The 23,747-nt window shown below is 41.8% G+C and carries 20 protein-coding genes, 1 tRNA gene and 1 other annotated feature; of the genes, 5 read left to right on the forward strand and 16 right to left on the reverse strand.

Going from position 1 to position 23,747, the window contains the following annotated elements:
* Positions 1 to 46: 46 nt before the first annotated feature.
* Positions 47 to 232, reverse strand: a complete 186-nt coding sequence (locus tag DXB39_RS14630) for a hypothetical protein (RefSeq protein WP_147343715.1) — start codon at positions 230 to 232, stop codon at positions 47 to 49.
* Positions 233 to 530: 298 nt separating this feature from the next.
* Here DXB39_RS14630 and DXB39_RS05370 point away from each other — a divergent pair, with 298 nt between their 5' ends.
* Positions 531 to 1,079 carry a TetR/AcrR family transcriptional regulator gene (locus tag DXB39_RS05370; RefSeq protein WP_117840685.1) on the forward strand — a complete coding sequence of 183 codons (549 nt, stop codon included), beginning with the start codon at positions 531 to 533 and terminating at the stop codon, positions 1,077 to 1,079.
* On the opposite strand, the gene DXB39_RS05375 is transcribed toward DXB39_RS05370, so the two are convergent.
* The gene (locus DXB39_RS05375; RefSeq protein ID WP_117840682.1) at positions 1,071 to 4,250 is read right to left on the reverse strand and encodes an AAA family ATPase; all 3,180 of its coding nucleotides are present in this window, start codon (positions 4,248 to 4,250) and stop codon (positions 1,071 to 1,073) included. The two genes, DXB39_RS05370 and DXB39_RS05375, sit on opposite strands and share 9 nt — an antisense overlap.
* Entirely contained in the window at positions 4,247 to 5,404 is a 1,158-nt protein-coding gene (locus DXB39_RS05380; RefSeq protein WP_117840680.1) for an exonuclease SbcCD subunit D, read from the reverse strand. The genes DXB39_RS05375 and DXB39_RS05380 overlap by 4 nt, the downstream gene beginning before the upstream one ends.
* 345 nt (positions 5,405 to 5,749) lie before the next feature.
* Between DXB39_RS05380 and pckA the strand changes: the two genes are divergently transcribed.
* A complete protein-coding gene (pckA, locus tag DXB39_RS05385; protein WP_117840678.1) occupies positions 5,750 to 7,354 on the forward strand; it encodes a phosphoenolpyruvate carboxykinase (ATP) in 1,605 nt (534 codons plus the stop codon).
* A 73-nt stretch (positions 7,355 to 7,427) separates the two neighbouring features.
* Here the strand turns inward: pckA and DXB39_RS05390 are convergent, their stop codons facing one another.
* Positions 7,428 to 8,183, reverse strand: coding sequence for a tRNA threonylcarbamoyladenosine dehydratase (locus DXB39_RS05390; protein WP_022242242.1), 756 nt, complete (start codon positions 8,181 to 8,183; stop codon positions 7,428 to 7,430).
* A 148-nt stretch (positions 8,184 to 8,331) separates the two neighbouring features.
* Positions 8,332 to 11,106 carry a hypothetical protein gene (locus DXB39_RS05395; RefSeq protein WP_117840676.1) on the reverse strand — a complete coding sequence of 925 codons (2,775 nt, stop codon included), beginning with the start codon at positions 11,104 to 11,106 and terminating at the stop codon, positions 8,332 to 8,334.
* Between the two features lie 201 nt (positions 11,107 to 11,307).
* On the opposite strand from DXB39_RS05395, the gene DXB39_RS05400 reads away from it, so the two are divergent.
* The 3 genes from DXB39_RS05400 (at position 11,308) to DXB39_RS05410 (ending at position 13,153) form a co-directional block, all read left to right on the forward strand.
* Positions 11,308 to 12,051, forward strand: coding sequence for a LytR/AlgR family response regulator transcription factor (locus DXB39_RS05400; RefSeq protein WP_158561855.1), 744 nt, complete (start codon positions 11,308 to 11,310; stop codon positions 12,049 to 12,051).
* A 484-nt stretch (positions 12,052 to 12,535) separates the two neighbouring features.
* Complete coding sequence (locus tag DXB39_RS05405) at positions 12,536 to 12,724, forward strand: type II toxin-antitoxin system HicA family toxin (protein ID WP_117840672.1); 189 nt, start codon at positions 12,536 to 12,538, stop codon at positions 12,722 to 12,724.
* 27 nt (positions 12,725 to 12,751) lie between these two features.
* Positions 12,752 to 13,153, forward strand: coding sequence for a type II toxin-antitoxin system HicB family antitoxin (locus DXB39_RS05410; protein WP_117840670.1), 402 nt, complete (start codon positions 12,752 to 12,754; stop codon positions 13,151 to 13,153).
* Between the two features lie 74 nt (positions 13,154 to 13,227).
* Here DXB39_RS05410 and DXB39_RS14755 read toward each other — a convergent pair whose 3' ends face one another.
* From DXB39_RS14755 to ispF, 11 genes are all read right to left on the reverse strand, one after another.
* Complete coding sequence (locus DXB39_RS14755; protein ID WP_158565962.1) at positions 13,228 to 13,374, reverse strand: hypothetical protein; 147 nt, start codon at positions 13,372 to 13,374, stop codon at positions 13,228 to 13,230.
* Between the two features lie 179 nt (positions 13,375 to 13,553).
* Positions 13,554 to 13,626: transfer RNA gene (locus DXB39_RS05420), tRNA-Thr, on the reverse strand.
* A gap of 67 nt (positions 13,627 to 13,693) precedes the next feature.
* A complete protein-coding gene (locus DXB39_RS05425) occupies positions 13,694 to 15,835 on the reverse strand; it encodes a YhgE/Pip domain-containing protein (protein ID WP_117840667.1) in 2,142 nt (713 codons plus the stop codon).
* Positions 15,836 to 15,849: 14 nt separating this feature from the next.
* Complete coding sequence (locus DXB39_RS05430; RefSeq protein WP_199534332.1) at positions 15,850 to 16,242, reverse strand: hypothetical protein; 393 nt, start codon at positions 16,240 to 16,242, stop codon at positions 15,850 to 15,852.
* 19 nt (positions 16,243 to 16,261) lie between these two features.
* Complete coding sequence (locus tag DXB39_RS05435) at positions 16,262 to 18,433, reverse strand: YhgE/Pip domain-containing protein (protein WP_117840665.1); 2,172 nt, start codon at positions 18,431 to 18,433, stop codon at positions 16,262 to 16,264.
* Between the two features lie 4 nt (positions 18,434 to 18,437).
* On the reverse strand, positions 18,438 to 19,034 hold the full coding sequence (gene sigH / locus DXB39_RS05440) for an RNA polymerase sporulation sigma factor SigH (protein WP_022242898.1): 597 nt from the start codon (positions 19,032 to 19,034) through the stop codon (positions 18,438 to 18,440).
* Between the two features lie 12 nt (positions 19,035 to 19,046).
* Positions 19,047 to 19,802 carry a 23S rRNA (guanosine(2251)-2'-O)-methyltransferase RlmB gene (rlmB, locus tag DXB39_RS05445; protein WP_416390276.1) on the reverse strand — a complete coding sequence of 252 codons (756 nt, stop codon included), beginning with the start codon at positions 19,800 to 19,802 and terminating at the stop codon, positions 19,047 to 19,049.
* Positions 19,803 to 19,812: 10 nt separating this feature from the next.
* Entirely contained in the window at positions 19,813 to 20,274 is a 462-nt protein-coding gene (locus DXB39_RS05450) for a Mini-ribonuclease 3 (protein WP_022242900.1), read from the reverse strand.
* A complete protein-coding gene (gene cysS / locus DXB39_RS05455; protein WP_117840663.1) occupies positions 20,259 to 21,677 on the reverse strand; it encodes a cysteine--tRNA ligase in 1,419 nt (472 codons plus the stop codon). Before cysS ends, DXB39_RS05450 begins: the two co-directional genes overlap by 16 nt.
* A 31-nt stretch (positions 21,678 to 21,708) precedes the next feature.
* Positions 21,709 to 22,386 carry a serine O-acetyltransferase EpsC gene (epsC, locus tag DXB39_RS05460; protein ID WP_022242902.1) on the reverse strand — a complete coding sequence of 226 codons (678 nt, stop codon included), beginning with the start codon at positions 22,384 to 22,386 and terminating at the stop codon, positions 21,709 to 21,711.
* Positions 22,387 to 22,517: 131 nt separating this feature from the next.
* Positions 22,518 to 22,736 (reverse strand) — a binding site (T-box leader).
* A 79-nt stretch (positions 22,737 to 22,815) separates the two neighbouring features.
* Positions 22,816 to 23,355: a 2-C-methyl-D-erythritol 2,4-cyclodiphosphate synthase gene (gene ispF, locus DXB39_RS05465; RefSeq protein ID WP_022242903.1), complete on the reverse strand. Its 540-nt coding sequence runs from the start codon at positions 23,353 to 23,355 to the stop codon at positions 22,816 to 22,818.
* Positions 23,356 to 23,747 lie beyond the last annotated feature (392 nt).

The raw sequence follows: 23,747 nt of genomic DNA on the forward strand, positions 1-23,747 counted from the left end.
TGATATTCGTTTCTTACGATTTGCATTTGATATGTGCATTGGTTCATTACGCAAAGAGCGTTATTTTTCTTAGCACTGTATTTTTCTTGCTGTCAGGCTGTCCTTTCCGTTGCTTTGACCGGATGCCGGCTCTGTCCGTCTGATGCGGATACCACATTCCGTCTGAAAGAGACGCTAAGAATTCCGTTAAAGTTTCCGTATCTTCCGGCAACCGGCACATATTCGCATCCATGCTTAAGATGTGCCTCGCTGGCACATCCCTGTGCCAGCGTTGCCGGTTGCTGCCGGAATTCTAAGCGGCTCTAACAGACTGCATATATCGTATCCGCATTCAGGCGAACAAAGTCCGGCATACTGTCAAACATTGGAAAGACAGGCTTTATCGGCAAAAGAAAAATGCAGTGCAAGAAAAACCGCTCTTTGACGTTAGAAGCAATGTATGTATCAAATACAAATCGTAATAACAAATATAAAGCGACTGTCCCACCCACCGGCACACATCCATAGCACATACGAACAGGAGTATTCAAATGAAAGAAACAGACAAACGATACGAAGCGAACCGCCAGGTAAAATTAAAGATTGCCCGTGCCCTGACCAAACTCATGGACACCAAAGCATTTTCCGATATATCCGTAACCGATATTATTACCACTGCCGGAGTAGCAAGAGCTTCCTATTACCGGAATTTTCATTCCAAGGAAGAAGTGTTGATTAAAATTACGGACGATATTATGGAAGAATACCGGAAGAGGGCAGAAAAGCTTGAAAATGACTTTTTCAGCTATGAGGCAATTTTACTGATTTTTCGGTATTTTAAGACTTACAAGAAATTTATTTTAAGTGTATATAAGGCAGGTCTTGCATACATTTACTTAGACCTTTTTGATCAGGAATTAGAAAATCATATGGGTGACATGCCTTATAATGATATTCACCGGTATAAAGTCTACTTCTATTCCGGTGCGCTCTATAATGTTTTCTTAAAATGGCTGCAAAACGGAATGAAGGAACATCCTTCCGCTATGGCTTCCATGGTGACGGAAATGTTAGAACAGGGAGCCTATCCGCTAGCTTAGCTGCCAGCGGACATGGCTTCCTTCTTCATCTTTTGTAATAAGAAGCTGGTCTTCCATTTCCTGCTTTAATTCTGTTACATGGGAAATGATTCCAATAAGCTTTGAGCCGCCTGCCATCTCTTTTAATACCCGGACTGCCTGCTCTCTTGCATGCTCATCCAGGGAACCAAATCCTTCATCAATAAACATCATATCAAGATGTATGGCAGCAGAATTTTCCTGAATCTCATCTGCCATGCCTAATGCCATGGATAACGCCGCCATAAAGGACTCTCCTCCGGAAAGCGTACGGACTTCCCGCTCTTTTCCGGTCACATTGGAATATACCATAAGGTCAAGTCCCTTGTTCTTTCCGATTGCAGCCTTCTTCTCATCAAACATTCTGAGTTCAAACTGTCCTGCTGACATTTCTTCAAAACGGCGGTTTGCTGCATAAAGAATCCGCTCCAGATAATAGCGTTGCACAAAGGTCTCCAAATCCATACGGCTGCCGGACACATTTCCGGAAATGACAGTATAAAGCCGTGTTATGCGGTTGTGCTGCTCTAATACCTGCTGCCGCCCGCTCCATATTTCTTCTACCGCTCCTAAGATTTCCGTATCCTTCTGATTGGAAATCTCCCACTCATTAACTGCCCTGCCTGCAAGCTTACTCTGCTCCTCTGCTGCCTTAAGTTCCTCTGAAAGCTTCTCTACGTCCGGTTTTTCTTTCTCTCCTACAGTTTCTTTCGCTGTCTCATAGCGGCTCTGATACATCGTCTTCTGATTCTGATAATCTTCCCTTTTCTGCCGCATCTCTTCCATGGCATCCATCGAATACTGCTCCACCAGAGTCTGCCATTCCAGTTTGGAAATATCTTTTTCTTCTATATATAAATCATATTTTTGCTGCTTGGCTTCTGCTTCCTTTTTCCGTTCCGGAAGTTCTCTTTCACAACGGACAATGCCTGTCTGTGTACCGGTTTTCTCTTCCTCTAAACGGCTCTTTTCTTTATCAGCCTTTGCATATGCACTTTCTGCAGAAGCCTTCTTCTGCTGTGCTTCTGCCAAGACTTCATCCGCTTCTTTTTCAGATGTATAGTCAAGGGTGCGGTTCCGCTCTGTGTAAGCTGCCTGACAACGGTCAAACTGCTCTTTTGCCAATAGCTTCTTTTCTGTTGCTTCTGTCTCTTCTTTTTGAAGTGCAATCTTTTTTGCTTCTGCCTCTTCTAATTTATCAGACAATTCCTTCTTCTTTTTTATCTCCTGAGAAAGTGTTTCTTCTTCTTTTGCAAGCTTTTTCTTTTGCGCGACAAGCCACGGTTCTATTTCATTATCGGCTGCCGGGTTTGCTTCCTTTCCAAAGGCTTCTATTTTATTCCGGCACTTTTCCTGTTTTTCTGCCAACTCTTTCTCCCGGTTCTCTCTTCTTACGTGGCATGCACCGGCTTCTGTAGATGCCGCTTCCTGCTTCTGCTGTAACTTTGCAACCGTTTCTTCTAAAGCTTCTAACATTTCCCTGCTTAATTCTTCCTGCATCTCTACCGCAATGCATGGCTTTGGATGTTCCATGGAACCGCAGACCGGGCATGGCTCTCCCTCTTTTAATTCCTTTGCTAAAATACCTGCCTGCGCATCGAAAAACCGCTTACGATATGTTTCGTATTCCTGCTGCTTTGCCTGATACTGTCCGGATGCTTCCCGATAAATCTCTTTTGCATGTTCCTCCTGTTTCTTTTCTTTACCAAGAAGCTGCTTTGATTCTGTAATCTCTGCTACGGCATCTTCAATTTCTGCAAGAGCATCTTTCTTTCCGGTAATCTGTAACTTCCTTACTTCAATTTCTTCGAAGGCTTCTGCTTCTTTCTTCCACTGCACGATATTCTGCTCTAAGACAGTGCTTTTTTCTTTTGTCTCTTTTTCCGTCTCTTCCGCCTGCTGCAAAGCATCTTTACTCTGCTCTACTTCCTGTGCGGCTTTTCTTATTTCTTTCAATGCCGCTTTCGTGCGATTTACTTTTTCTTCTATAATACTGTAATTCTTCTGCTGTGTTTCCTTTTCCGCCTCTGCTAAGTTTCTTTCCTTTTCTGCCTCTTTTAAAGCTTTCTTTATCTCCGGCAGCTTTTCTTCTAATTTCTGTTGTTCTGCCTTTAAATTCTCCAGCCTCTTTACCGCTTCTTCATACTGCTGATAGAGCTGCTTTGCATCATAGGCAAGCTTTATCATCTGCTCTAACCGGGCAGTCTCTTTTATCTCCTCTTCCGCTTCAAAAAGGCGTGCTAACTCCCGCTGTGCTTCTTCCATCTGGGTAAAGGATTTTTGCAGATTTTCCGCTTCCTGCAACGCACTCCTGCAATGCTCCCGCAGTTTTTCCGCTTCCTTTGCTTCCTTCTTTTTCTGCTTTCCCTCTTCCTTAAGATACTGGCACAATTGCTGCATCAATTCTAAAAAGCGTTCCATCTCCGGTGCTTTTGCATCCGCCTGCTGCATCTTCTTTTTCAATGCCAACAGGGCTTCGGCTTCTTCAAAGGCTTCCGGTATGTCCGCATTCTCAGCTTTGGCATGAAACTTCGTACGGATTGTGGCAATCTCTGCATCTAATTTTCTTTTCCGGTCTCCTAATTCATTGGCAATCTTTTCATATTTTTCTGTGTGGAATAATTTTCGGAAAATCACTTTTTTCTCATCGGATTTTGCCCGGAGCAGTTCCATAAATTCTCCCTGGGCAATCATTGCCACCTGCATAAACTGCCCCTTGGTCAGCCCGACAATATCAATGATTTTCTGATTCGTTTCCTTTTGCGAATAAACCTTTTCATCCGGCATGATTAAGGTAACGGATTCGCTTTCTTCTTTTTCACCGCTTCCCCGCTTCAATGGGCGGACATGTCTTGGCACACGGCGCACTGTATAGACGCCGCTTTCTTCTGTTCCTTCACAGAATTTCAATTCCACATAAGGCTCTGTGCCTGCGATGGCAAACTGACTCTGCAGCTCTGTTCCACTTTTTTTATTAGCTGTGGAACTGGCTTCTCCATATAACGCAAAGGCTATGGCATCAAAAATAGTGGACTTGCCGGAACCGGTATCTCCGGTAATCAGGAATAAATTCTGGGATGGTTTTCGAAAATCAATTTTCGTCCGGTCTCCATAGGACCCAAATGCCTGCATTTCCAAGGTTAATGGTCTCATAACTCACTCTCCTCCTCTACTTTATTGATGACTTCCTTAAGAATTTCTCTCTCTTCCTCGTTCATCTCTCCGATAAACTCACAGCATAGCGAAAAGGCATCAAGCTCTGCCTCATGCCGGAATTTTTCCATTTCATAATTGGCTTTGTGCAGCGTTTCTCTTCGGATTTCCAGCAAATTGGGAAATGCATGACGCAGCCGGTCCTGCATGTCAAAGACATTGACATCCACCTTATCGGTAAGAATCACAGTTACAAAATTATCGGATGGCTGCTTTAATACTTCTTCTAATTCCCCTTCCACAATACGCACCTGACGCAGTGGTTTTAACGGAATTACTCTGGTGGCAAGCTTTCCCTTTTCTTTCAGTTCCACCATAATAATGCCCTTTTTCTGTCCCGCTTCACTGACAGAGCAGGCAAGAGGTGTTCCACAGTAACGATAACACTCTTTTCCCACGGTCATAGGCTTATGAATATGTCCCAATGCCGCATAGTCAAACCGCTCCAACACATCCGCAGACACTTCATCAATATTTCCCACGGTGCGGATTTCGGAATCCATCCGCTCAACATCCTCCGCCGCTTTTCCTGCCGGCAGATAGAACTGGTGGCTCACCAGCACATTCCGCTCTGCTTCATTTACATTTTCTCTTTCCAGAAGTTTATGCAAAGTTGCATCATACGAAAGATTGTTATCATTTTCATCCGTTCCCACAATCTGCTTTACCATAGACGGCTTCACAAATGGCAGAAGATAAAAATTCACTTTTCCATACTTATCCGTCAATGTCACTTTCTCAATGTATTCCTCTTTCGTCTCAGGCGGCTTTCCTATCATATATAAATGCTGTCTTGATAAAATGCTTCGAAAACAGTTCACTCTTGGTGCGCTGTCATGGTTTCCGCTAACCATCATAATGACAGCCTCCGGCACCATCTCCGTCAGTTCATTGATAAAATGATCGAATACCTCTACTGCCTCTGCCGCCGGCACTGCTTTATCATAAATATCTCCTGCAATCAAAATGGCATCCGGTTTTTCTTCTCTGGCCCGCTCTACAATCTGATGCAGGATATATTCCTGGTCTTCCCTTAAATCATGATTCATTAATTTCAATCCGATGTGAAGGTCGGATAAGTGAAATATCTTCATAGCCCATGTGCTCCTTTTCTATACAAGATTATCCTGCAAAGTGAGATTATATTTTTCCCTTACTTTGTATTATAGCTTGTCTGTGGTTCTGCCGCAACGGACTTCTACCGAATTATATGGCAGCATTTTTAAGCAGGAGGCTAATTCTTTAGGGGGAAAATCTTTCAACTTCCTTCACTTTATAAAAATTTCGCAGTTTTTTTATTGATTTTATGACTTATTTATGTATAATAATTATGATGACGTAACTAGGATTTATAGTTTCTCAGTCAAGATATCATAAAAACCTGCTTTTTGCGGGCGATTATCATATTACTATATTTAAAGGAAAGAGGTAAAAACAAAATGGCAGAAATCAATTTAAGCAAGTATGGCATTACTGGAACAACAGAAATTGTCTACAACCCATCCTACGAAACATTATTCGCAGAAGAGACCAAGCCAGAACTGGAAGGCTATGAAAAAGGTCAGGAAAGTGAACTTGGCGCAGTCAATGTTATGACTGGTATCTATACAGGTCGTTCCCCTAAAGACAAATTCATCGTTATGGACGAGAACTCCAAAGACACTGTATGGTGGACATCTGATGAATACAAGAACGACAACCATCCAGCATCTGAGGAAGCATGGAGTGCTGTAAAAGACATCGCTATCAAAGAACTTTCTAACAAAAAACTTTATGTAGTAGATGCTTTCTGTGGTGCTAACAAAGATACCCGTATGGCTATCCGTTTCATCGTAGAAGTAGCTTGGCAGGCACATTTCGTAACAAATATGTTCATCCAGCCTACTGAAGAAGAATTAAAGAACTTTGAGCCGGACTTCATCGTTTACAATGCTTCTAAAGCAAAAGTTGAAAACTACAAAGAATTAGGATTAAACTCTGAGACAGCAGTAATGTTCAACATTACAAGCCGTGAGCAGGTTATCGTTAATACATGGTACGGCGGAGAAATGAAAAAAGGTATGTTCTCTATGATGAACTACTATCTGCCATTAAAGGGCATCGCTTCCATGCACTGCTCTGCTAACACAGATATGAACGGTGAAAACACCGCTATCTTCTTCGGACTTTCCGGAACAGGTAAGACAACCCTTTCTACCGACCCTAAGCGTCTCTTAATCGGTGATGACGAGCATGGTTGGGATGATAACGGCGTATTCAACTTCGAAGGTGGATGCTACGCTAAGGTTATCGACCTTGATAAAGAATCTGAGCCGGATATCTACAATGCGATCAGACGTGACGCTCTTCTTGAGAACGTAACATTAGATGCTGACGGAAAAATCGATTTTGCTGATAAGAGCGTAACAGAAAACACCCGTGTATCTTACCCAATCAACCACATTGAGAACATTGTCCGCCCGATTTCTTCTGCTCCAGCAGCTAAGAATGTCATCTTCCTTTCCGCAGATGCATTCGGAGTACTGCCTCCAGTATCTATCTTAACTCCAGAGCAGACTCAGTACTACTTCCTGTCTGGATTTACAGCAAAACTTGCTGGTACAGAGCGTGGAATCACAGAGCCTACACCTACTTTCTCAGCATGTTTCGGACAGGCTTTCTTAGAGCTGCATCCTACAAAATACGCTGCAGAGCTTGTTAAGAAAATGGAAAAGAGCGGAGCTAAGGCTTACCTCGTAAATACAGGATGGAACGGAACCGGAAAACGTATCTCCATCAAAGATACTCGTGGTATCATCGATGCTATCTTAAGCGGAGCTATCTTAACCGCTCCTACAAAACAGATTCCATTCTTCAACTTTGAAGTTCCTACAGAGCTTCCAGGCGTTGATTCAGGCATCTTAGATCCTCGTGATACTTACGCAGATGCTTCTGAATGGGAGACAAAAGCATTAGATCTTGCTGACAGATTCATCAAGAACTTTGCTAAATACGAAGGAAATGAAGCTGGTAAAGCTCTTGTTTCTGCAGGTCCTCAGAAATAATTTTCCTGATAAGGAAATCAATAGAAACGGAAAACCGGATGTGATTCCACATCCGGTTTTCTTTATCTGTTTCTTATTTTGCTGCCAGATCCTTTACTACTTCACCTGCGATAATCAGTCCAGCGACAGATGGCACAAATGCCACACTGCCCGGAATATCACGCCGCTCCGTACATTTATGGGCTGCTCCCGGCGGACAGATACAGTTGGTTCTACAGCTGATTGCCATATCTTCAACTGGTCTGGTTGGCTGCTCTTCGGAATAAACCACCTTAAGCTTCTTTACGCCACGTTTCTTTAACTCACGGCGCATTACTTTTGCCAGCGGGCATACCTTTGTCTTATAAATATCTGCCACACGGAACTGACTGGCATCTAACTTATTTCCGGCTCCCATACTGCTGATAATCGGCACATTCATCTCCTGTGCCTTCATAACCAGTGAAATCTTCGCTGTTACCGTATCTACTGCATCTACGATATAATCATACTCTTCAAAAGGAAATTCATCCGCATTTTCCGGCAGGAAAAAGCATTTATGCACTTCTACCCTGGCATCTGGATTAATCTCTAAAATACGGTCTTTCATGACGTCTGTTTTATATTTTCCAACGGTCTTTCTGGTTGCAATAATCTGACGGTTGAGATTCGTCAGGCATACCTTGTCATCATCAATCAGATCAAAAGCTCCAACTCCGCTTCTTACCAGTGCTTCGCAGACATATCCACCTACTCCGCCAATTCCAAATACTGCAACCTTTGCATTCTTTAATTTTTCCATTGCTTCTTTTCCAAGCAATAGTTCGGTTCTTGAAAACTGTGTCAGCATCTTCTATCTCCTCTTCTTTGACTACGCTACATTTTACCGCGTCCTTATGTTCTTTGCAACAGAAAAATGCTGCACTCCCATTTCTGAAAGTACAGCATTTTTATTTTTCATTTCATGACTTTTCTATTTCCGATATATCCCTTTTCACTTATTTCATACGGCGTCCTGCATTTAATCTGCCATATGCTCCCGCAGCCACTCCTGCCGCAGCAATCAGTACAAGAAAATATAGGAATATCTGATTGTCGTCTCCGGTTTTAACCTGTGTGCTGCTATCAGACGTTGTTGCTGCCGGTGTCTGTAGCGAAGATGCGCCTGGCAATGTTGTAACAACATTACTTCCGGCGGTTAATGTCGTTCCATTATTATTTTCATTTGGCGTGCTTCCACCTGGTGTATTTTCCAGATTATTTCCGCCGCCCGGGTTTGACGGGTTTAAGCTGTCGGAAGAAGGAAGTCCTTTTTCTACTACAATCTGTGTTGCAGAAGACACATAATAATTGCGTGTTTCCTGATAACGTACCAGATAAGTTCCGTCGGCAAGTCCGGTCAATTCATTTTCTGTAATTGCGGTATAGGTAGTTCCATCAATACTGTATTCCATTTCCGCATTCACACCACGAATCTTTCCATCATTTTTGCCATCAATGGTTTCTGCTACTGCGGTAAGTCCTGTTGGTGCTCCACGATGTGCTTTGGTAATGCTGAAGTATTTTGTTACACTGTCTAAAAAGCGGGAACCACTGATAATTGCTGCAGCTGTATCACCCACTTCAATATTATCAACATAAGTAACCGTAAAATCCCTTCCTTCAGTTAATGTCATTCCATCATACGTTACGGTTACAGCCGGCTCTTTTCCTGTGCCATCATAGACAAAGGCAGCCGGGCTTAAAGTAATGTCCGCTTCTGCCAGCTTCTTATTACGAAGCACCAGATTTTGGGCACGATTTCCGGATTCATCCAGTACTGTAATATCAGTATCAACAAAAACTGAATATCCGAAAGGAATTAATTTACCTAATGCCTGTTCCATTGCTGGTACATTTTTATATTTTGCCAGACCACTTATCATGTTTTCTACTGTAATTACAGAATCGTCATCCGGTGCTATTGTAATCATTTCTACAAAGAATGAGCAAGGGGATGCCTGTGAACCTACATGAAGTCTACTGCTCTTTAATTCCAGGCCACCATTTGCAGTCCAACTTATCTCATGGATATCCGCTTCCACATTTTCTAATGTACATTTATCAGAAAGACTAGTATTTGCATCATTGAGCATTCTCAGGTTAAGCTTTCCATTGGAAACGCTTAAGTGATTCATGATATTGAATGCATCTAATGTTAAACTCTTCCCATTTAAATCAAGATTTACAGCCTTATATACAGAGGATAAATCAATTGTTTCACTGCTGTTCTTATAATCAACTAATAATTTTACAGTATTGTCTGCATTGGCATTATGGAATGCATCGGACAGGCTGTTATAATTTGTTACATTTCCGCTGGCATCTACAATAGCAGCCACCGGCTCCTGGTCATCACAAACAACACATTTTCCATTGATACGCTTTGGATGCGTACATCCGCTGGCAGTATATACGGTTCCATCTACGATGGCTCCTTTCTTTGTGCCGTCTACAAGCTGGATTACACCTGTTGCAGGAATCCCGTTCACCATGGAAGTTAATGCTGTTCCTTCCGTATTTCTCTTTAACGTAACCGTTCCACCTGCATTCAGGCTGACTGCATTCAAAGTTGAAATCACATATGTGCTGCTTTCCTGTTCTATTGTAATATTCCCATCGGTACTCTCAATACTTCCACCGGCTCCGCCCCAGGTAAGTGATGAATCTGTTGTTCCATTCTGTTTCAGTGTTACATCATTCTTTGCCTTTATATCAAGTTCTGCCATAAACATCGGTACCGGTGCATTAGTTGAAATGCTTACTGCTCCTGCCAATGCCTGAATCGTCAGCTTACCATCTTGCATGACAGGGTTTGCAGTCTGTTCTATTGTAACATCCCCATTGGTTGAAGTTAAGCTCACCTGTGGATTACTCTTGCTTGTTATTCCCTTCGCTGATTTTAAAGAAATATCTCCTGCAGCTTCAATCGTAAGATTACTGTCAGTCAACACCCCTGTGCTGGTATTTTCCAGTTCCACCTTTCCACCGGTATTTTTCAGGGTAACATTTTCTGCATGGAAAATTGGATAATAATCAGATGCAGAACTTAATGCAAGGTCTCCTTCTGTCTGTGTCAGGTTCAGTGTGGATACTCCACTGTCAATCATACCACATGGTGCGGTTATCGTAACTTTCTTTCCACTTAAATCAACCACTCCACTGCTCAAAGCAATTGGCTCTGAAGACGTTGATGCAGTTTCCAGTGTAATATCACCGGTTGTATCTATCTCAAATCTGCTGCCACCGTTTATTACATTACTATTACTTGTCACCTTAAAATTTCCGGTAAAATCCTTTGTGACAACGGCAGCACCGGTTCCGGCTAACAGAAATGCAGGAGAAGTTCCTTCTACAGTAAAATTTCCTGCTCCGGAAATTGTTAAGTTTCCGCCTGTTACTGTCACCGGATTCGGTCCGGAAGTAGCAATCTCCATATCATTATATACAGTCATGGTTGCCGTATCTTTATCAAAATAAATATAACCACCACTTTCCGGTTCTTCCCCTACTTTATCGACGCCACGAATCGTTGCAGATGGTCCCGGTGTAGAAGGAGGATCCACCGCCTTCACATACCAGCCCGTCTCTAATGTTGTAATTCCTATTTGAACGGATGCCGGCGTATCCTCTGCCTTTACCAATAGTCCGGCAGCATCTCCCATAAATAAGCCTGTCATCATAGCCAATGCCATCAAAAATGCCAGACATCGTTTTTTTCGTTTTTTTCCCATATTTCCTCTCCTTTTTTATTCTATTTCTTTTGTTCACACAGTTTCTATCTTAAGAAAACGCTTAAAATTTTGCAACCAATTCTTCCAAATTGTGATTTTATCTTCCTGATTGTCGATAAAAAATGATTTTTATTTTCTTTCAATATGTTATACTTGTTTCGTATCCGGTGTTTTTTACTTTTTATATACAGGAGAATAATTATGCTGATTTACTTATGCGAAGATTCTGAAAGCGATGCCTTACGGCTGAAACATCATCTGAATACATATGCCACGAAACATCATTGTAATATGGAGATTCTACTTTTTTCTTCGGGCGAAGAGATGATTCAATATTATAAGGAAGAAAAGCGTTATCCGGTTCTGCTGTTTTTAGATATCTATATGAATAACCAGGATGGTGTGGAAACAGCACGTATCCTTCGTTCACTGGGCTATGAAGGTGGCATTATTTTCACCACTTCTTCTACGGAACATGCCATGGCAAGCTATGAGGTAAATGCTCTTTACTATCTGCAAAAGCCTTACTCACACACAGATTTTCTCAATGCCATGAGCCGCTGCGATACGCTTTTAGAGGAATCCAATGAAGTATTTACCTTTTCTGTCCGTAGGAAGGAATATTCTCTTCCTTACTCAGATATTCTCTTTTTTGAAACCGGGCAGCACAATGTCCTGCTGCACGCTATATCAGAGACTTTTACGATTCCCGGAAACCTGACACAGCTTACCGAGGACTTTGCCTCTGTTGCCTGTTTTCTTCCGGTTGGCCGCAGCTATCTGGTAAACCTAAACCATGTCACTGGAATTCTGCAGCACGACCTTATTATGGAAGACCACTCCATTGTGCAGATTCCTTTTCGTAAACGTGACGAGGTAAGCAAGGCCGTTAATAGCTGGTTTGCAAAGCTTGAGAAAGAGCCAACTCCTCCCGGCTTATCCTAAGGCCAGATATTTCCCATGTTTCCAATGTACTCCTATTGCGAAAATGTTACAGACTTGTTACAATTCATTTGTACTTAGCTAAGACATATTCAGAAAAATAAGGAGGACGAAACTATGTGTTTTAATTTCAATAGCTGTTCCGAGTTATTTAACACAATCTGCAAATTATTCAGACTCGGATGTTAATATGTTTTATGCGATTTGCATAACCTGAAAAAAGCTGCCGGTGGGCAGCTTTTTTCTGGGTAAAGATATTGTCTTTTTGATTGACAGTTTCTTTCTTATATGTTAGTTTTCTACTAGAACCATTATTGGTTCTTTTTCTTTACATATTATGTGCATATCATTTTAAGTAGTTCTTTTAATCTTCTTATTTCAGATTATTCCATGCATTTTTATTATCTTTTTTGTTTTAGTTTATTCCACTCTTGACACACGTATTAACACGTATTAATATAATATTGATCAAAGGAGAATTGCGTATATGCCAATGACTTCCAGAGAAATGGTAAACTACCTTAAGAAACATGGTTTTATCATAACCAGCCAAAGCGGTTCTCACATAAAATTATTTCATCCTATCACGAATAGAACCGTCATTGTTCCTTATCATAACAAAGACTTGAAGAAAGGATTAGAACAGGCAATTTTAAAAGAAGCCGGTCTACGATAATCCAATTTCTATCGAAAGGAGGTTCTTATGAACAAATTATTTTATCCTTCCATTTTTCATATTGCAGAAGAAGGTGGATTTTGGGTTACTTTTCCAGATTTACCGGAATGTATGACCCAGGGAGATGATATGCAAAATGCTTATGAAATGGCTGTTGATGCCTTAGGTCTTGCCCTGATAAGCCGTAAGCAGGAACATCAGGAGATTCCGGTTCCTTCCCAGCCAAAAGATATTAACGTTTCAAAAAATGAATACTGCATTATCATCGAATTCGATATGCTTGCTTATCAAAAACGCAATAACTCAAAAGCAGTAAAAAAGACCCTTACCATTCCGGAATGGTTAAATGAAGAGGCTATCTCACTCAATATTAATTTTTCGCAGGTACTGCAGGACGCCCTTATCCAAAAAATTAGAGCTAAGCTGTAACCCTTAAGCAGTTTTATCCGCTAGGTCACTTTTTGAAGTGAAAGATTTAACCTTTTTGTATTTATTGACATTTATCATTCTATTTTTCTATTCTGTGTTATCTGCAATGCTTTTGCCAGTATCTGCTCCTCCGCTTCGCTCGGATTGTTCCGATACATTTCCTCTGGAATATCCAGTGAAAACCGACCTAATTCCCTGATTTCCTCGTCCGTCTTCAGCATATTGCATATTCCCCATATTGTAGTCGAAGCTATCCCACATGTGTCTAACCAAATTATTAAATCTTTCTCTACTTTTGTAATTTCCTTTGAACCTGCCACTGGCAGCTTCTTACGGATGCCTGCAACCAAAAAGGCTGTAACCCTTGATTTATCAAGGATTACAGCCTTTTTTCCTGTTAAGCTGGCAACGGGAATCGGACCCGTGACCTCCGCACTACCAATGCGACGCTCTACCGACTGAGCCATGCCAGCAATTCTGTCGGAACTAATCCCGACTTGTAATACTATACTATAGAGAGCTATGATTGTCAATACTTTTCTACAGCATAATGTCAGATTTTTCTTTGCTATGCTCAATCTTCATATTTAACTTCCGGAACGGAATTGCAATTACAAGTCCAATCAGAAGTGAGATTATAATATAGATGCCTAAGATGCCAATGCATTTCCAATAAGTCATTCCATACATACCACCGATAGTCTCCCGGAGTGCATCCATTCCATAAGGGAATGGGAAGAAACGGTAAATCCGCTGATAGATTGCCGGCAGTACTTCGATTGGGAAGGAACCGCCTGCTCCTGCTACCTGGATAACCATAATGACTACCGCCAAAGCCTCTCCGACATTTTCAAAGGCTACCGTTAATGCGTACATAAATAAGGTAAATACAAAGCTGCAGCATGCGCAGGCAAGCCAGAATAAGAACGGGTTATGGCATTGTATCTTAATATAAAATAAATCTCCCAGTGCAGTAATCAATGCCTGCACCTGTCCAATCAGGAAGAATGTAATATATCTTCCAAAGAATTTCTGGTAAGGTTTTGCATCCGGTATTTTCTCATCCGGAAGTACCTTTACATGAATGATTGCCACCAGAATCAACGCACCTACCCACAATGCCAGTACTGTATAGAACGGTGACATTGCCGAACCATAATTGGAAATCGGATAAATCTCTTTCGTCTCCATATTGACCGGAGAAGATAAGAAATCTCCTAACAAAGTCGGGTCGGTCTCTAAGATTTTCATCAAAGCCTGATACTGGTCACTGATTTCCAGAGCACTGAGACTTGTAATCACACTGTCAAGTCCGGTCTTCATTTCCTGTGCTGCTGCCAGTGAATCACTTAAGCTTTCATTTCCCTTATCGAGGGTTTCACTATAAGCATCCAATACTTCCGATACTTCATCAAAATCTCCATCGACACCATTTAAAATTGCCTGTGTCTGATTCAGTGACCCCTGCATGGACTGAATGGTTGTCTCCAGCTGACCTTTTACCGAATAGTCAAACGTATCTTTTAAAGCTTTTATTTTGGTCTTACAGGAAGTTATTTCGGTAGATATTTCAGTGTTTAAAGTATCCTTTGCAGTATTTAAATCTGTGACATTATTCTGGACACTGTTTAAATCTGCTTCAATTTTATCTAACTGTGCTTCGATTTCTGCAATCTGACCGGAAACACTTTCATCATCCTTCCAGTCTGCCACACTGTTTTCAAATAACTGACGGATCAGCGGCATCATATTAATTGCGCTCTGCAGTCCGCCGGAAGATAAATCACCATAGTTATCCAACTGATCTAAGGCATTCTGTATCAGCGTATTGATGTTGTCAAGGCTGTCGGCTGCTGTATTAAGATTTGCTGAAATAACCTCAGCCAAAGCACTGGCATTAAGGCTGCCGGAATTCAATGCTCCCTGCATGGTATTTACCGTATTCGAACCATCATCTACCATCGTATTCAGATTCGGCAGCATAACCTGTGTCGTATCAATCAGGCTGGATGCCGAATTGGTAATGCTGACAAAAGAATTCAGCAATGCAATATAGCCGTCCAAATCTCCGCTTAAATCATTAAGCTGTGTCAGGAAAAGATTCATCATAGAGCCGGAATCCATTCCATTTTCTACCATGACATCATTTACCTTTAACATGACTTCTGCCAGAGTGCTGACAAAGGTTGCATTAACCTGTTCCTGCACTGCCGTTTTTGCCTTGGATGTAATCTTTGGTGCAATGGCATTTTTCTTCTCATTTTCATAATAAATAATCTGCGGATTCTGTACTTCTCCGTTAAGGAAGCTTATCATTTTCTCGGAGAAATCCTCCGGAATAATCAGTGCCGCATAATATTCACTGCTGTATACACCGTCGGTTGCTTCATCCATGGTATCAGTAAACTGCCAGCCCATAGTCTGATTGGCTTTCAGGGCATCAATGACGCTGTCTCCGATATTTAAAGACAGACCTCCCATGTCAATTCCCTCATCTGCGGAATATACTGCTATCTTAAGATTTGATGTAGATTCCGGTCCATACGGGTCCCAGTTGGACAATATATTAAACCATGCGTACAGTGACGGAATAATAGAAAGACCTATTACAATAACCACTGCTACCACATTTGTGCTGACTCTCTTAAAATCCCGGTAAAAGATTCTAAAAATATTTTTCATGTGTTATCCCTCTGCTACTCCTTTGTGCTATCCGTTAAAAGTTCCTGCTCTGCCGTCTGAAGTACGGTACGAATCCGTTCTTCTACCTGGGCAATTCCATCGCCAATCAGTGCATCTCTCTCCTGTTGCTCCCGGTTAGAAATCTCATTTAATTTTTCCTGTAATTTATAGTCCGAATATTCTACGAAAATTAAATATCCTGCCAGAATAAACAGCGATACAATCCACAGAATCAAAAATACAATTTTTGAGCTTTCTGTCCAGAATAACAATGCCAGGAAAATCAGTGGAATAATGATAAGGCACCGCAATCCGATGCGGATACGTTTCTGGTTCTTCTTATGAATCTCCTGCTCATAGCCTAAAAGCATGTCATAAAGCTTTTCATAATCTTCTTTCTTTTCCATCTGCTCTTCACCTGCTCTCTTACATCATCTTCGTATCTTTCATTCGCTTTTCTACGAAATGATTGATACCCATAAATGGTATGCGAATCATCAGTCCGATTAACAATGCCGCTGCTGCGAAAATCAGAAGCTCTGCCAGATTCTTCTCATAGGTTCCGCCATACATGCCGCCAATGGTTTCACGCATGGCATTAATGGCATATGGGAATGGGAAGAAAATATATACCCGCCGGTAAAATTCCGGCAATATCTCAATCGGATATGTTCCACCGGAACCTGCAATCTGGATAACGACCATTACAACCACCAGTGCTTTTCCGATATCTCCAAAGGAAAGTGTCAGTGCATAAATTAACAGCGTAAAGGTAAAGCTCGTCAGCGACGCCGCAAACCAGAACAATACCGGATTCTTCACCTGGCAATGCAGCAGATAAATATTACCCAGCACAATAATCAATGCCTGTATCTGTCCCATCACAAAGAAAATGAGATATCTTCCAAGGAAAAGCTGATAACGCTTCGGATTCGTCAAATCCTTTTCGGATGCCTTTACCTTAATCAGTGCCACCAGTACAATACCGCCTACCCAGAGTGCCAGTGTTGTATAAAATGGTGCAACCGCAGAACCATAATTTTTAATCTCATAAACCTGCTTTGTCTCCACTTTTACCGGCTGTGCAAAGAATTTACCATAGGATTCCGGATCGCCGCCCAAAAGTTCCATGATAATCTGCATCTGTTCATCTTCCGATGCTTCATTCAGCTTGCTGATTGCCTCTTCTATCTTTGTATCACAGGTCTTCAGCAATGTCTGAATCTGTGTAAAGCTTTCATCTGTAGCATCTACCATATCTAAGGTTCCATCGAAAATGGTTTCCATGTCACCTAATGTATTATTCAGATTATTCAAAAGATTGGTTACATTGACCAGTATCTGGGATGCCGTATCCAATATTCCGGATACTCCAGGCACCAGATTATTGGTGTATACATTCTTCATATTTTCAATGGTCTTGCTGCAGGTAGACAATGCTGTATTCATTCCGCCTGTCACAGTATCTACCGCATCTTTTACTGCATCTGATGCATTGTCCGGCATCAGTGTCTCTAAAAGCTTCTGCATTTCTTCTGCATCCTGCTTCAACGCATCAATCTGTGACATCACATCATCCATATCCGTTTTCTGCTCGTCCGTAAAGCTCTCATCTGTCTTGAGTCCACTGATTGCTCCATAAAGCGACTGCAACTGGTCATTTAAAGTCTTAATATCATCCGTTGTTGTCTCAATACTTTCAGTTGTCTTCTTGGCAGAATCTCCCAGTCCGGCATTGGTAATATCCGTTGAAATCTTATTCAAAGAATTCTCAATATCCGTTAAGGTTGTCTCCACATTCTTGGAAAAATCTGAAAGTGTAGTATCCGTACTGTCTAATTGTGTCTTTGTTCCATTTAGGGAATTTACAGCTGAATCAATTTTATCTTCCACCTTTGACACACTGGAATTGGCTTCATCAATCCCTGCGCTCAGTTCTTCATTTCCGGACAGGAAGCTGTCTATCATGGCATCATAGTCCTTTAAATTCTGGCTGAGCTGCTCTAATTTCTGGCGGAATCCATCCACACCGCCATCTTCACTTATTTTCTCAGAAAGATTATCCATCTGGGCAAACATGGCACTTGCCGCTGTCTCAAGAAATGTCTCATTGATACTGGACTTTAATGTGCTCACTGCAGTATCGGTAATTTTCGTTGCAATGGCATTTTTCTTCTCATTCTCATAATATGTAATGGTCGGATTCTCCAGTCCTTCAGAAAAGATGCTGAACATGCTCTCGGAAAAGCGGTCACCAATAACTACTGCCGCATAATATTTTCCACTTTCTACTCCACTGATTGCTTCATCAGAGCTGTCTACAAACTGCCAGCCTATGGATTTATTCTCCTTCAACTGCTCAATCACCTGAACACCCATGTTGACGGTTGTGCCATCCTCTAATTTCATTCCTTCATCTTCAGATGCCACTGCAATATAGATATTTCCGGTGTTGGCATAAGGATCCTCGTTGGAATAAATATTAAACCATGCATACAAAGATGGAATAAAACACAATCCAATTGCAATGACCAGTGCGAAAAAATTCCTGCAAAGTCCTCTTACGTCCTTACGAAAAATGTGAATGATATTTTTCATGCTGTTACTTCCCTTTCAACTTCTTCTTTAAACGCTGCAACGCATTATCCACAGCCTTCGGCTCTTTTCCCATAGCTTCTGCAATCTGCTCATAGCGAAAGCCCTGCAGATAATACGACAACACTTCCTGTTCCATTTTGCTTAAAGTTTCATTTACTTTCCGCTTGAAATCTTCCCGGTCTTCCTGACTGATAAATAAATTCTCCGGATTCGCCTCATCTATAGTCTCTAACACATCCGCCAGATTCCTGCCTTCCGAATCCTCACTATCTGCATAAAGTGGTACATACGAATTGAGCGGTGCATGCTTTTTCCGATTGGAAGCCTCCACCGCTGTATACATCTGCCTTGCAATACAAAGGTCTGCAAAATGAAAAAAGCTGCTGTCTTTATCCGGCTGATAATCCCGGACAGCTTTAAACAGACCAATCATTCCCTCCTGAATCAAATCGTCCGTCTCACCACCAATGAGATAAAGTGCTTTTGCTTTTTTCTTAACCAGACTCTTGTATTTGTCCATCAGATAATCTGTAATTTCTTTTTCACCACTACGAAGTGCTGCAATTAATTCCTCATCACTCATATTCTGATAAGATTGCATCTCTCTCTCCTGTTAACTTAATCTCTGTCTTACAATTTCATAAGCTAAAACACCTGTTGCTACCGATGCATTTAAGGAGTCAATATCTCCCTTCATTGGAATCGATGCCACAAAGTCACAGTTTTCTTTTACTAATTTGCTGACACCTTCTCCTTCATTTCCGATAACCAGTCCGATAGAACCTTTTAAATCCAGATCATACATGGTTGTGCCACCCATATCTGCACAGACAAACCACATGCCCTGCTCCTTTAGTTCCCGGATGGTATTGGTAAGATTGGTTACCTTTGCTACCGGTGTATAATAAATGGCTCCTGCAGAAGCCTTTGCTACGGTAGCGGTCAGTCCCACTGCACGGCGCTTTGGAATAATGACGCCATGGGCACCTGCCAGATTGGCAGTACGGATAATTGCACCCAAATTGTGCGGATCTTCAATATTATCCAGCAAAATGACAAATGGTGCTTCATTTTTCTTTCTGGCATTTTCTAAAATATCTTCTACCGTTGCATAGGAAAATGCTGCTGCCATGGCAATGACACCCTGATGCTTCTTCGTCTCTGACAACTGCTCTAAACGCTCTTTTGCCACAAACTGTACCAGCGTATCATGTTTTTTCGCTTCTCTTAAAATGGTCTGAATGGGACCGTCTTTACAGCCATCTAATACAAACAGCTTGTCTATGGTTTTCCCGGAACGAAATGCTTCTAAAACTGCATTTCTTCCTTCTATCTTCGTGCTTTCCGCCTGTGTGTTTTCCATCTGCATTTCTTCCATTCTACTTTCCTCCTGCCAGATCATTCTTTCCGGTCTTCACATTATAGTGTCTGATTGCTTCTTTCGCCAATTCCAAAATCCGCTCAAACTGATCCGTCAGATATAAATAGCCCATCAATGCTTCAAAGCCGGTGGCACGGCGATAATCTGACATAGTTGCGTTTTTTGCCATGGTCGGAGACTTGGCATTTCTGCCTCTGCGGTAAATTTCCGTTTCGTCTTCCGTAAGCATTGGAGTCAGTGTCTCCATCATCGTTGCCTGTGCATGTGCTTTCACCAGATGGCTGGTGGTCTGATGCAGACGGGATGCCTTGGTATTGCCTTTTCCAACTACAATGCTTCTTATGACAAGGTCATAAATGCCATCTCCTATGTAGGCAAGTGCCAAAGGGGAGTAGGTTGCTACATCCACCTTTGGCAGGTCAAAATATTCTTTGATATGGGAATCTATGCCTTTTTCCATTTTACACCCTCTCTGGTATCCTCTAAGACAATTCCTTTTTCCAAAAGTTCATTACGAATTGCGTCTGCTTTGGCAAAATCTTTTTCTTTCTTTGCAGCCTTACGCTCTTCGATTTTTTCTAATACATATGCTTCTAAATCTGCATCGATTTCATCGGCAGGATTTGCTGCTTCTCCCGCTGCTAAATCAAGAGATAATACATAATCAAAATCTTTTACCAGTGCAAGCTTGGTTGCATCGGTCATATCGGCTTTCAATACTTCATATACTACAGTCAGTGCCATGGAAGTATTTAAATCATCCTCTAATGCCTGCAGGAATTTCTCTTTGTATGCATCAAATTTATCCTGCTCTACTTCTGTAGACGCATCCAGTTTTGCAATGGTCTTACGAAGCTTTACATAGGAATTTTCCATATTATCCATTACTTCATAAGAGAATTCCAATGGCTTTCTGTAATGGGACTGCAGACAGAACATACGATATACCAGCGGCAGATAACCTTTTTCTTCCAATAAGGAAACGGTCAGGAAATCTCCCTTGGATTTACTCATTTTTCCTGATTTATCATTCAGATGATGCACATGGAACCAGTAATTACACCATTTGTGTCCCAGATATGCTTCACTCTGTGCAATCTCATTGGTATGATGTGGGAAAATATTATCCACACCGCCGCAGTGAATATCCATATATTCACCTAAATGCTTCATGCTGATGCAGGAGCACTCGATATGCCAGCCCGGATAACCAACGCCCCATGGACTATCCCATTTCAGTTCCTGGTTATCGAATTTGGACTTGGTAAACCACAATACAAAATCACTCTTGTTGCGCTTATTTTCATCCTCAGATACGTCATCACGGACACCTACCATCAGCTCTTTTTCGCTCTGGCTGGAGAATACATAATAATCATCTAATTTTGATGTATCAAAATATACATTTTCTCCGGCAATATATGCATAGCCTTTCTCTAAAAGTACCTCTATCATATGAATAAATTCCGGGATACAATTGGTTGCCGGCTCTACCACATCCGGACGTTTGATATTTAATTTGGAGCAATCGGAAAAGAATGCATCGGTATAATACTTTGCAATCTCCATAACGGTCTTGTGCTCACGCTTTGCGCCCTTTAACATTTTATCCTCACCGGTATCTGCATCACTGGAAAGATGTCCTACGTCTGTTATGTTCATGACACGCTTTACATCATAACCTGCATAGCGAAGTGTTTTCTCTAATACATCTTCCATAATATAGCTGCGCAGATTTCCGATATGTGCAAAATGATATACGGTTGGTCCGCAGGTATACATTTTCACTTTGCCATCTTCGTTTGGCACAAAAGTCTCTATTTTTCTTGTAAGGGTATTAAAAATCTTTACGTTGTTCTCCATGTTATCCTCCATCGTTCCTGGAATTACTTATTTAATTCTTCTCTACTTCCTGCTTCAATGCTTTTATCTCTTTTTCCATATCAATGATACGGTTGCATAATTCTGAATTTTCCCGCTGCAATACATTGATGTCTTCCTGTACCGGGTCCGGCAGATTGCACTGATCCATATCGCTGCGCGGAATTTTTACATTGTTACGTTTTACAATTCGTCCCGGAACACCAACTACGGTACAATTTGGCGGCACCTCTTCAATTACCACACTTCCGGCGCCGATTTTCGAATTCTCTCCTACGGTAAAGGAACCGATGATTTTTGCTCCGGCACTTACCATTACATTATCCTCTAAGGTCGGATGACGTTTTCCGGTTTCCTTACCGGTTCCGCCCAAAGTTACACCCTGATATAAGGTTACATTATCTCCGATAATTGATGTCTCTCCGATGATAACGCCGGTACCATGGTCGATAAAGAATCCTTTTCCAATTACTGCGCCCGGATGTATCTCAATTCCGGTTTTTCTTGCTGCTTTCTGCGAAATATATCTTGCCCGGAAGAAATGTCCCTTCAGGTAATGCTTATGTGCACGCCTATAACTAAGCATAACACGAAATGACGGATAAAGCAAAACCTCCATTGGAGATTTTAATGCCGGATCACGCTCCTTGATAATCTCAAATTCCTCTTTTAATTCTTTTATAAAACCCATGATTACAGCCTCCTGTTCACTGTATAGATTCTTTCCTTTATGCATGCAAGCCTGCAATTTTTCTCGCGGAGCGATTTTTTACTTTACAGAAAAGCAATTTCCTATAAAGTAAAAAATCGTCTCTATATAAATATAGAGACGAAGTTATTCCGCGGTTCCACTCTAAGTAAAGCATTGCTGCTTTCCCTCAATACACGTAACGTGTGCTATTCGTTCCTGGCTACTTGCTTTCACCGGGACTGCTTCCGGATGCACTTCATATACTTTGGAATCAAGACTGCTTTCAGCCGATGACCGTCTCTCTCTTTTATTCACGCATGTATACTACTCTTTCCGTTCACTGCATTTATCAATTCATTTCTGAATCATTTTTAAATTCTTTTTACGCTACTAGTTTATGCACGAATTGCCATTTTGTCAATAGAAAAGTTATTTTCCGCATCCCGGGCAGCCTGCACAATTTCGTTCACTGCCTCCCACTGCTATGCTGTTTTCATAGATACTTGAGATAGCACAGATTGCCTGGGAGCTGATTCCATCTTCGCTTCCGGTAAAGCCAAGCCCTTCCTCTGTGGTTGCCTTTACATTTACCTGACTGACGTCTATCTTCAATGCCTGTGCAATATTTTCTTCCATCTTCTCAATGTGTGGACGCATCTTTGGCTTCTGGGCAATAATCGTAGCATCGATATTATCAATGACATAATTCTCTTTCTCTAAAAGCTGTCCCACTTCTTCCAATAATTTTATACTGGAAATCCCCTCATATGCCGGGTCTGTATCCGGAAAATGCTTTCCGATATCTCCTAAAGCCGCTGCCCCCAGCAACGCATCCATGATGGCATGTAACAATACATCTGCATCCGAATGTCCCAGCAAGCCAAGACTGTGCGGTATCTCCACTCCGCCTATGATTAATTTTCTTCCTTCTACTAATTTATGAACATCATATCCCATTCCTACTCGCATGTGATTACCTGCTTTCTTTTTTTCTTTTCAACTTTTCGGCTCTCTGCTTCCGCCCTATCTCAGTCCAGCTCCGCAGTGCATGCGGGAAGCTGCCATGCATCTTCCCGCTCTCGGGCTTTCGCCCTATCTTGGTCCAGTTCCGCAGTGCACGCAGGAAGCTGCTTCGCATCTTCCCGCTCTCGGGCTTTCGCCCTATCTCGGTCCAGCTCCGCAGTGCACGTGGGAAGCTACTTCGCACCTTCCCGCTCTCGGGCTTTCGCCCTATCAAAAACAAGGAAAATCCAGTTTTGTCTGCAAGCAGCCAATCTGGATTTTTCTTGTTTTTTGGCACTGCTCAATGCTTACGGACATTATACCACACTGGAGGTATTTTCTGATAGCTGTTTATAGAT

It is taken from the genome of Roseburia sp. OM03-7AC (assembly GCF_003462625.1).
Classification (GTDB): Bacteria; Bacillota; Clostridia; order Lachnospirales; family Lachnospiraceae; genus Roseburia_C; species Roseburia_C amylophila.

Coding starts and splice junctions, on each gene's coding strand:
- rlmB (WP_416390276.1), bottom strand. CDS start 19,802: ATGCAGATGGAAAACACACAGGCGGAAAGCACGAAGATAGAAGGAAGA.
- DXB39_RS14630 (WP_147343715.1), bottom strand. CDS start 232: ATGGATGCGAATATGTGCCGGTTGCCGGAAGATACGGAAACTTTAACG.
- DXB39_RS05390 (WP_022242242.1), bottom strand. CDS start 8,183: ATGCTGACACAGTTTTCAAGAACCGAACTATTGCTTGGAAAAGAAGCA.
- DXB39_RS05395 (WP_117840676.1), bottom strand. CDS start 11,106: ATGGGAAAAAAACGAAAAAAACGATGTCTGGCATTTTTGATGGCATTG.
- cysS (WP_117840663.1), bottom strand. CDS start 21,677: ATGGAGAACAACGTAAAGATTTTTAATACCCTTACAAGAAAAATAGAG.
- DXB39_RS05370 (WP_117840685.1), top strand. CDS start 531: ATGAAAGAAACAGACAAACGATACGAAGCGAACCGCCAGGTAAAATTA.
- DXB39_RS05405 (WP_117840672.1), top strand. CDS start 12,536: ATGCCAATGACTTCCAGAGAAATGGTAAACTACCTTAAGAAACATGGT.
- DXB39_RS05450 (WP_022242900.1), bottom strand. CDS start 20,274: ATGGAAAAAGGCATAGATTCCCATATCAAAGAATATTTTGACCTGCCA.
- DXB39_RS05430 (WP_199534332.1), bottom strand. CDS start 16,242: ATGGAAAAGAAAGAAGATTATGAAAAGCTTTATGACATGCTTTTAGGC.
- sigH (WP_022242898.1), bottom strand. CDS start 19,034: ATGCAATCTTATCAGAATATGAGTGATGAGGAATTAATTGCAGCACTT.
- DXB39_RS05435 (WP_117840665.1), bottom strand. CDS start 18,433: ATGAAAAATATCATTCACATTTTTCGTAAGGACGTAAGAGGACTTTGC.
- DXB39_RS05375 (WP_117840682.1), bottom strand. CDS start 4,250: ATGAGACCATTAACCTTGGAAATGCAGGCATTTGGGTCCTATGGAGAC.
- DXB39_RS14755 (WP_158565962.1), bottom strand. CDS start 13,374: ATGCTGAAGACGGACGAGGAAATCAGGGAATTAGGTCGGTTTTCACTG.
- DXB39_RS05425 (WP_117840667.1), bottom strand. CDS start 15,835: ATGAAAAATATTTTTAGAATCTTTTACCGGGATTTTAAGAGAGTCAGC.
- DXB39_RS05400 (WP_158561855.1), top strand. CDS start 11,308: ATGCTGATTTACTTATGCGAAGATTCTGAAAGCGATGCCTTACGGCTG.
- epsC (WP_022242902.1), bottom strand. CDS start 22,386: ATGGGTTTTATAAAAGAATTAAAAGAGGAATTTGAGATTATCAAGGAG.
- DXB39_RS05380 (WP_117840680.1), bottom strand. CDS start 5,404: ATGAAGATATTTCACTTATCCGACCTTCACATCGGATTGAAATTAATG.
- DXB39_RS05410 (WP_117840670.1), top strand. CDS start 12,752: ATGAACAAATTATTTTATCCTTCCATTTTTCATATTGCAGAAGAAGGT.
- ispF (WP_022242903.1), bottom strand. CDS start 23,355: ATGCGAGTAGGAATGGGATATGATGTTCATAAATTAGTAGAAGGAAGA.
- pckA (WP_117840678.1), top strand. CDS start 5,750: ATGGCAGAAATCAATTTAAGCAAGTATGGCATTACTGGAACAACAGAA.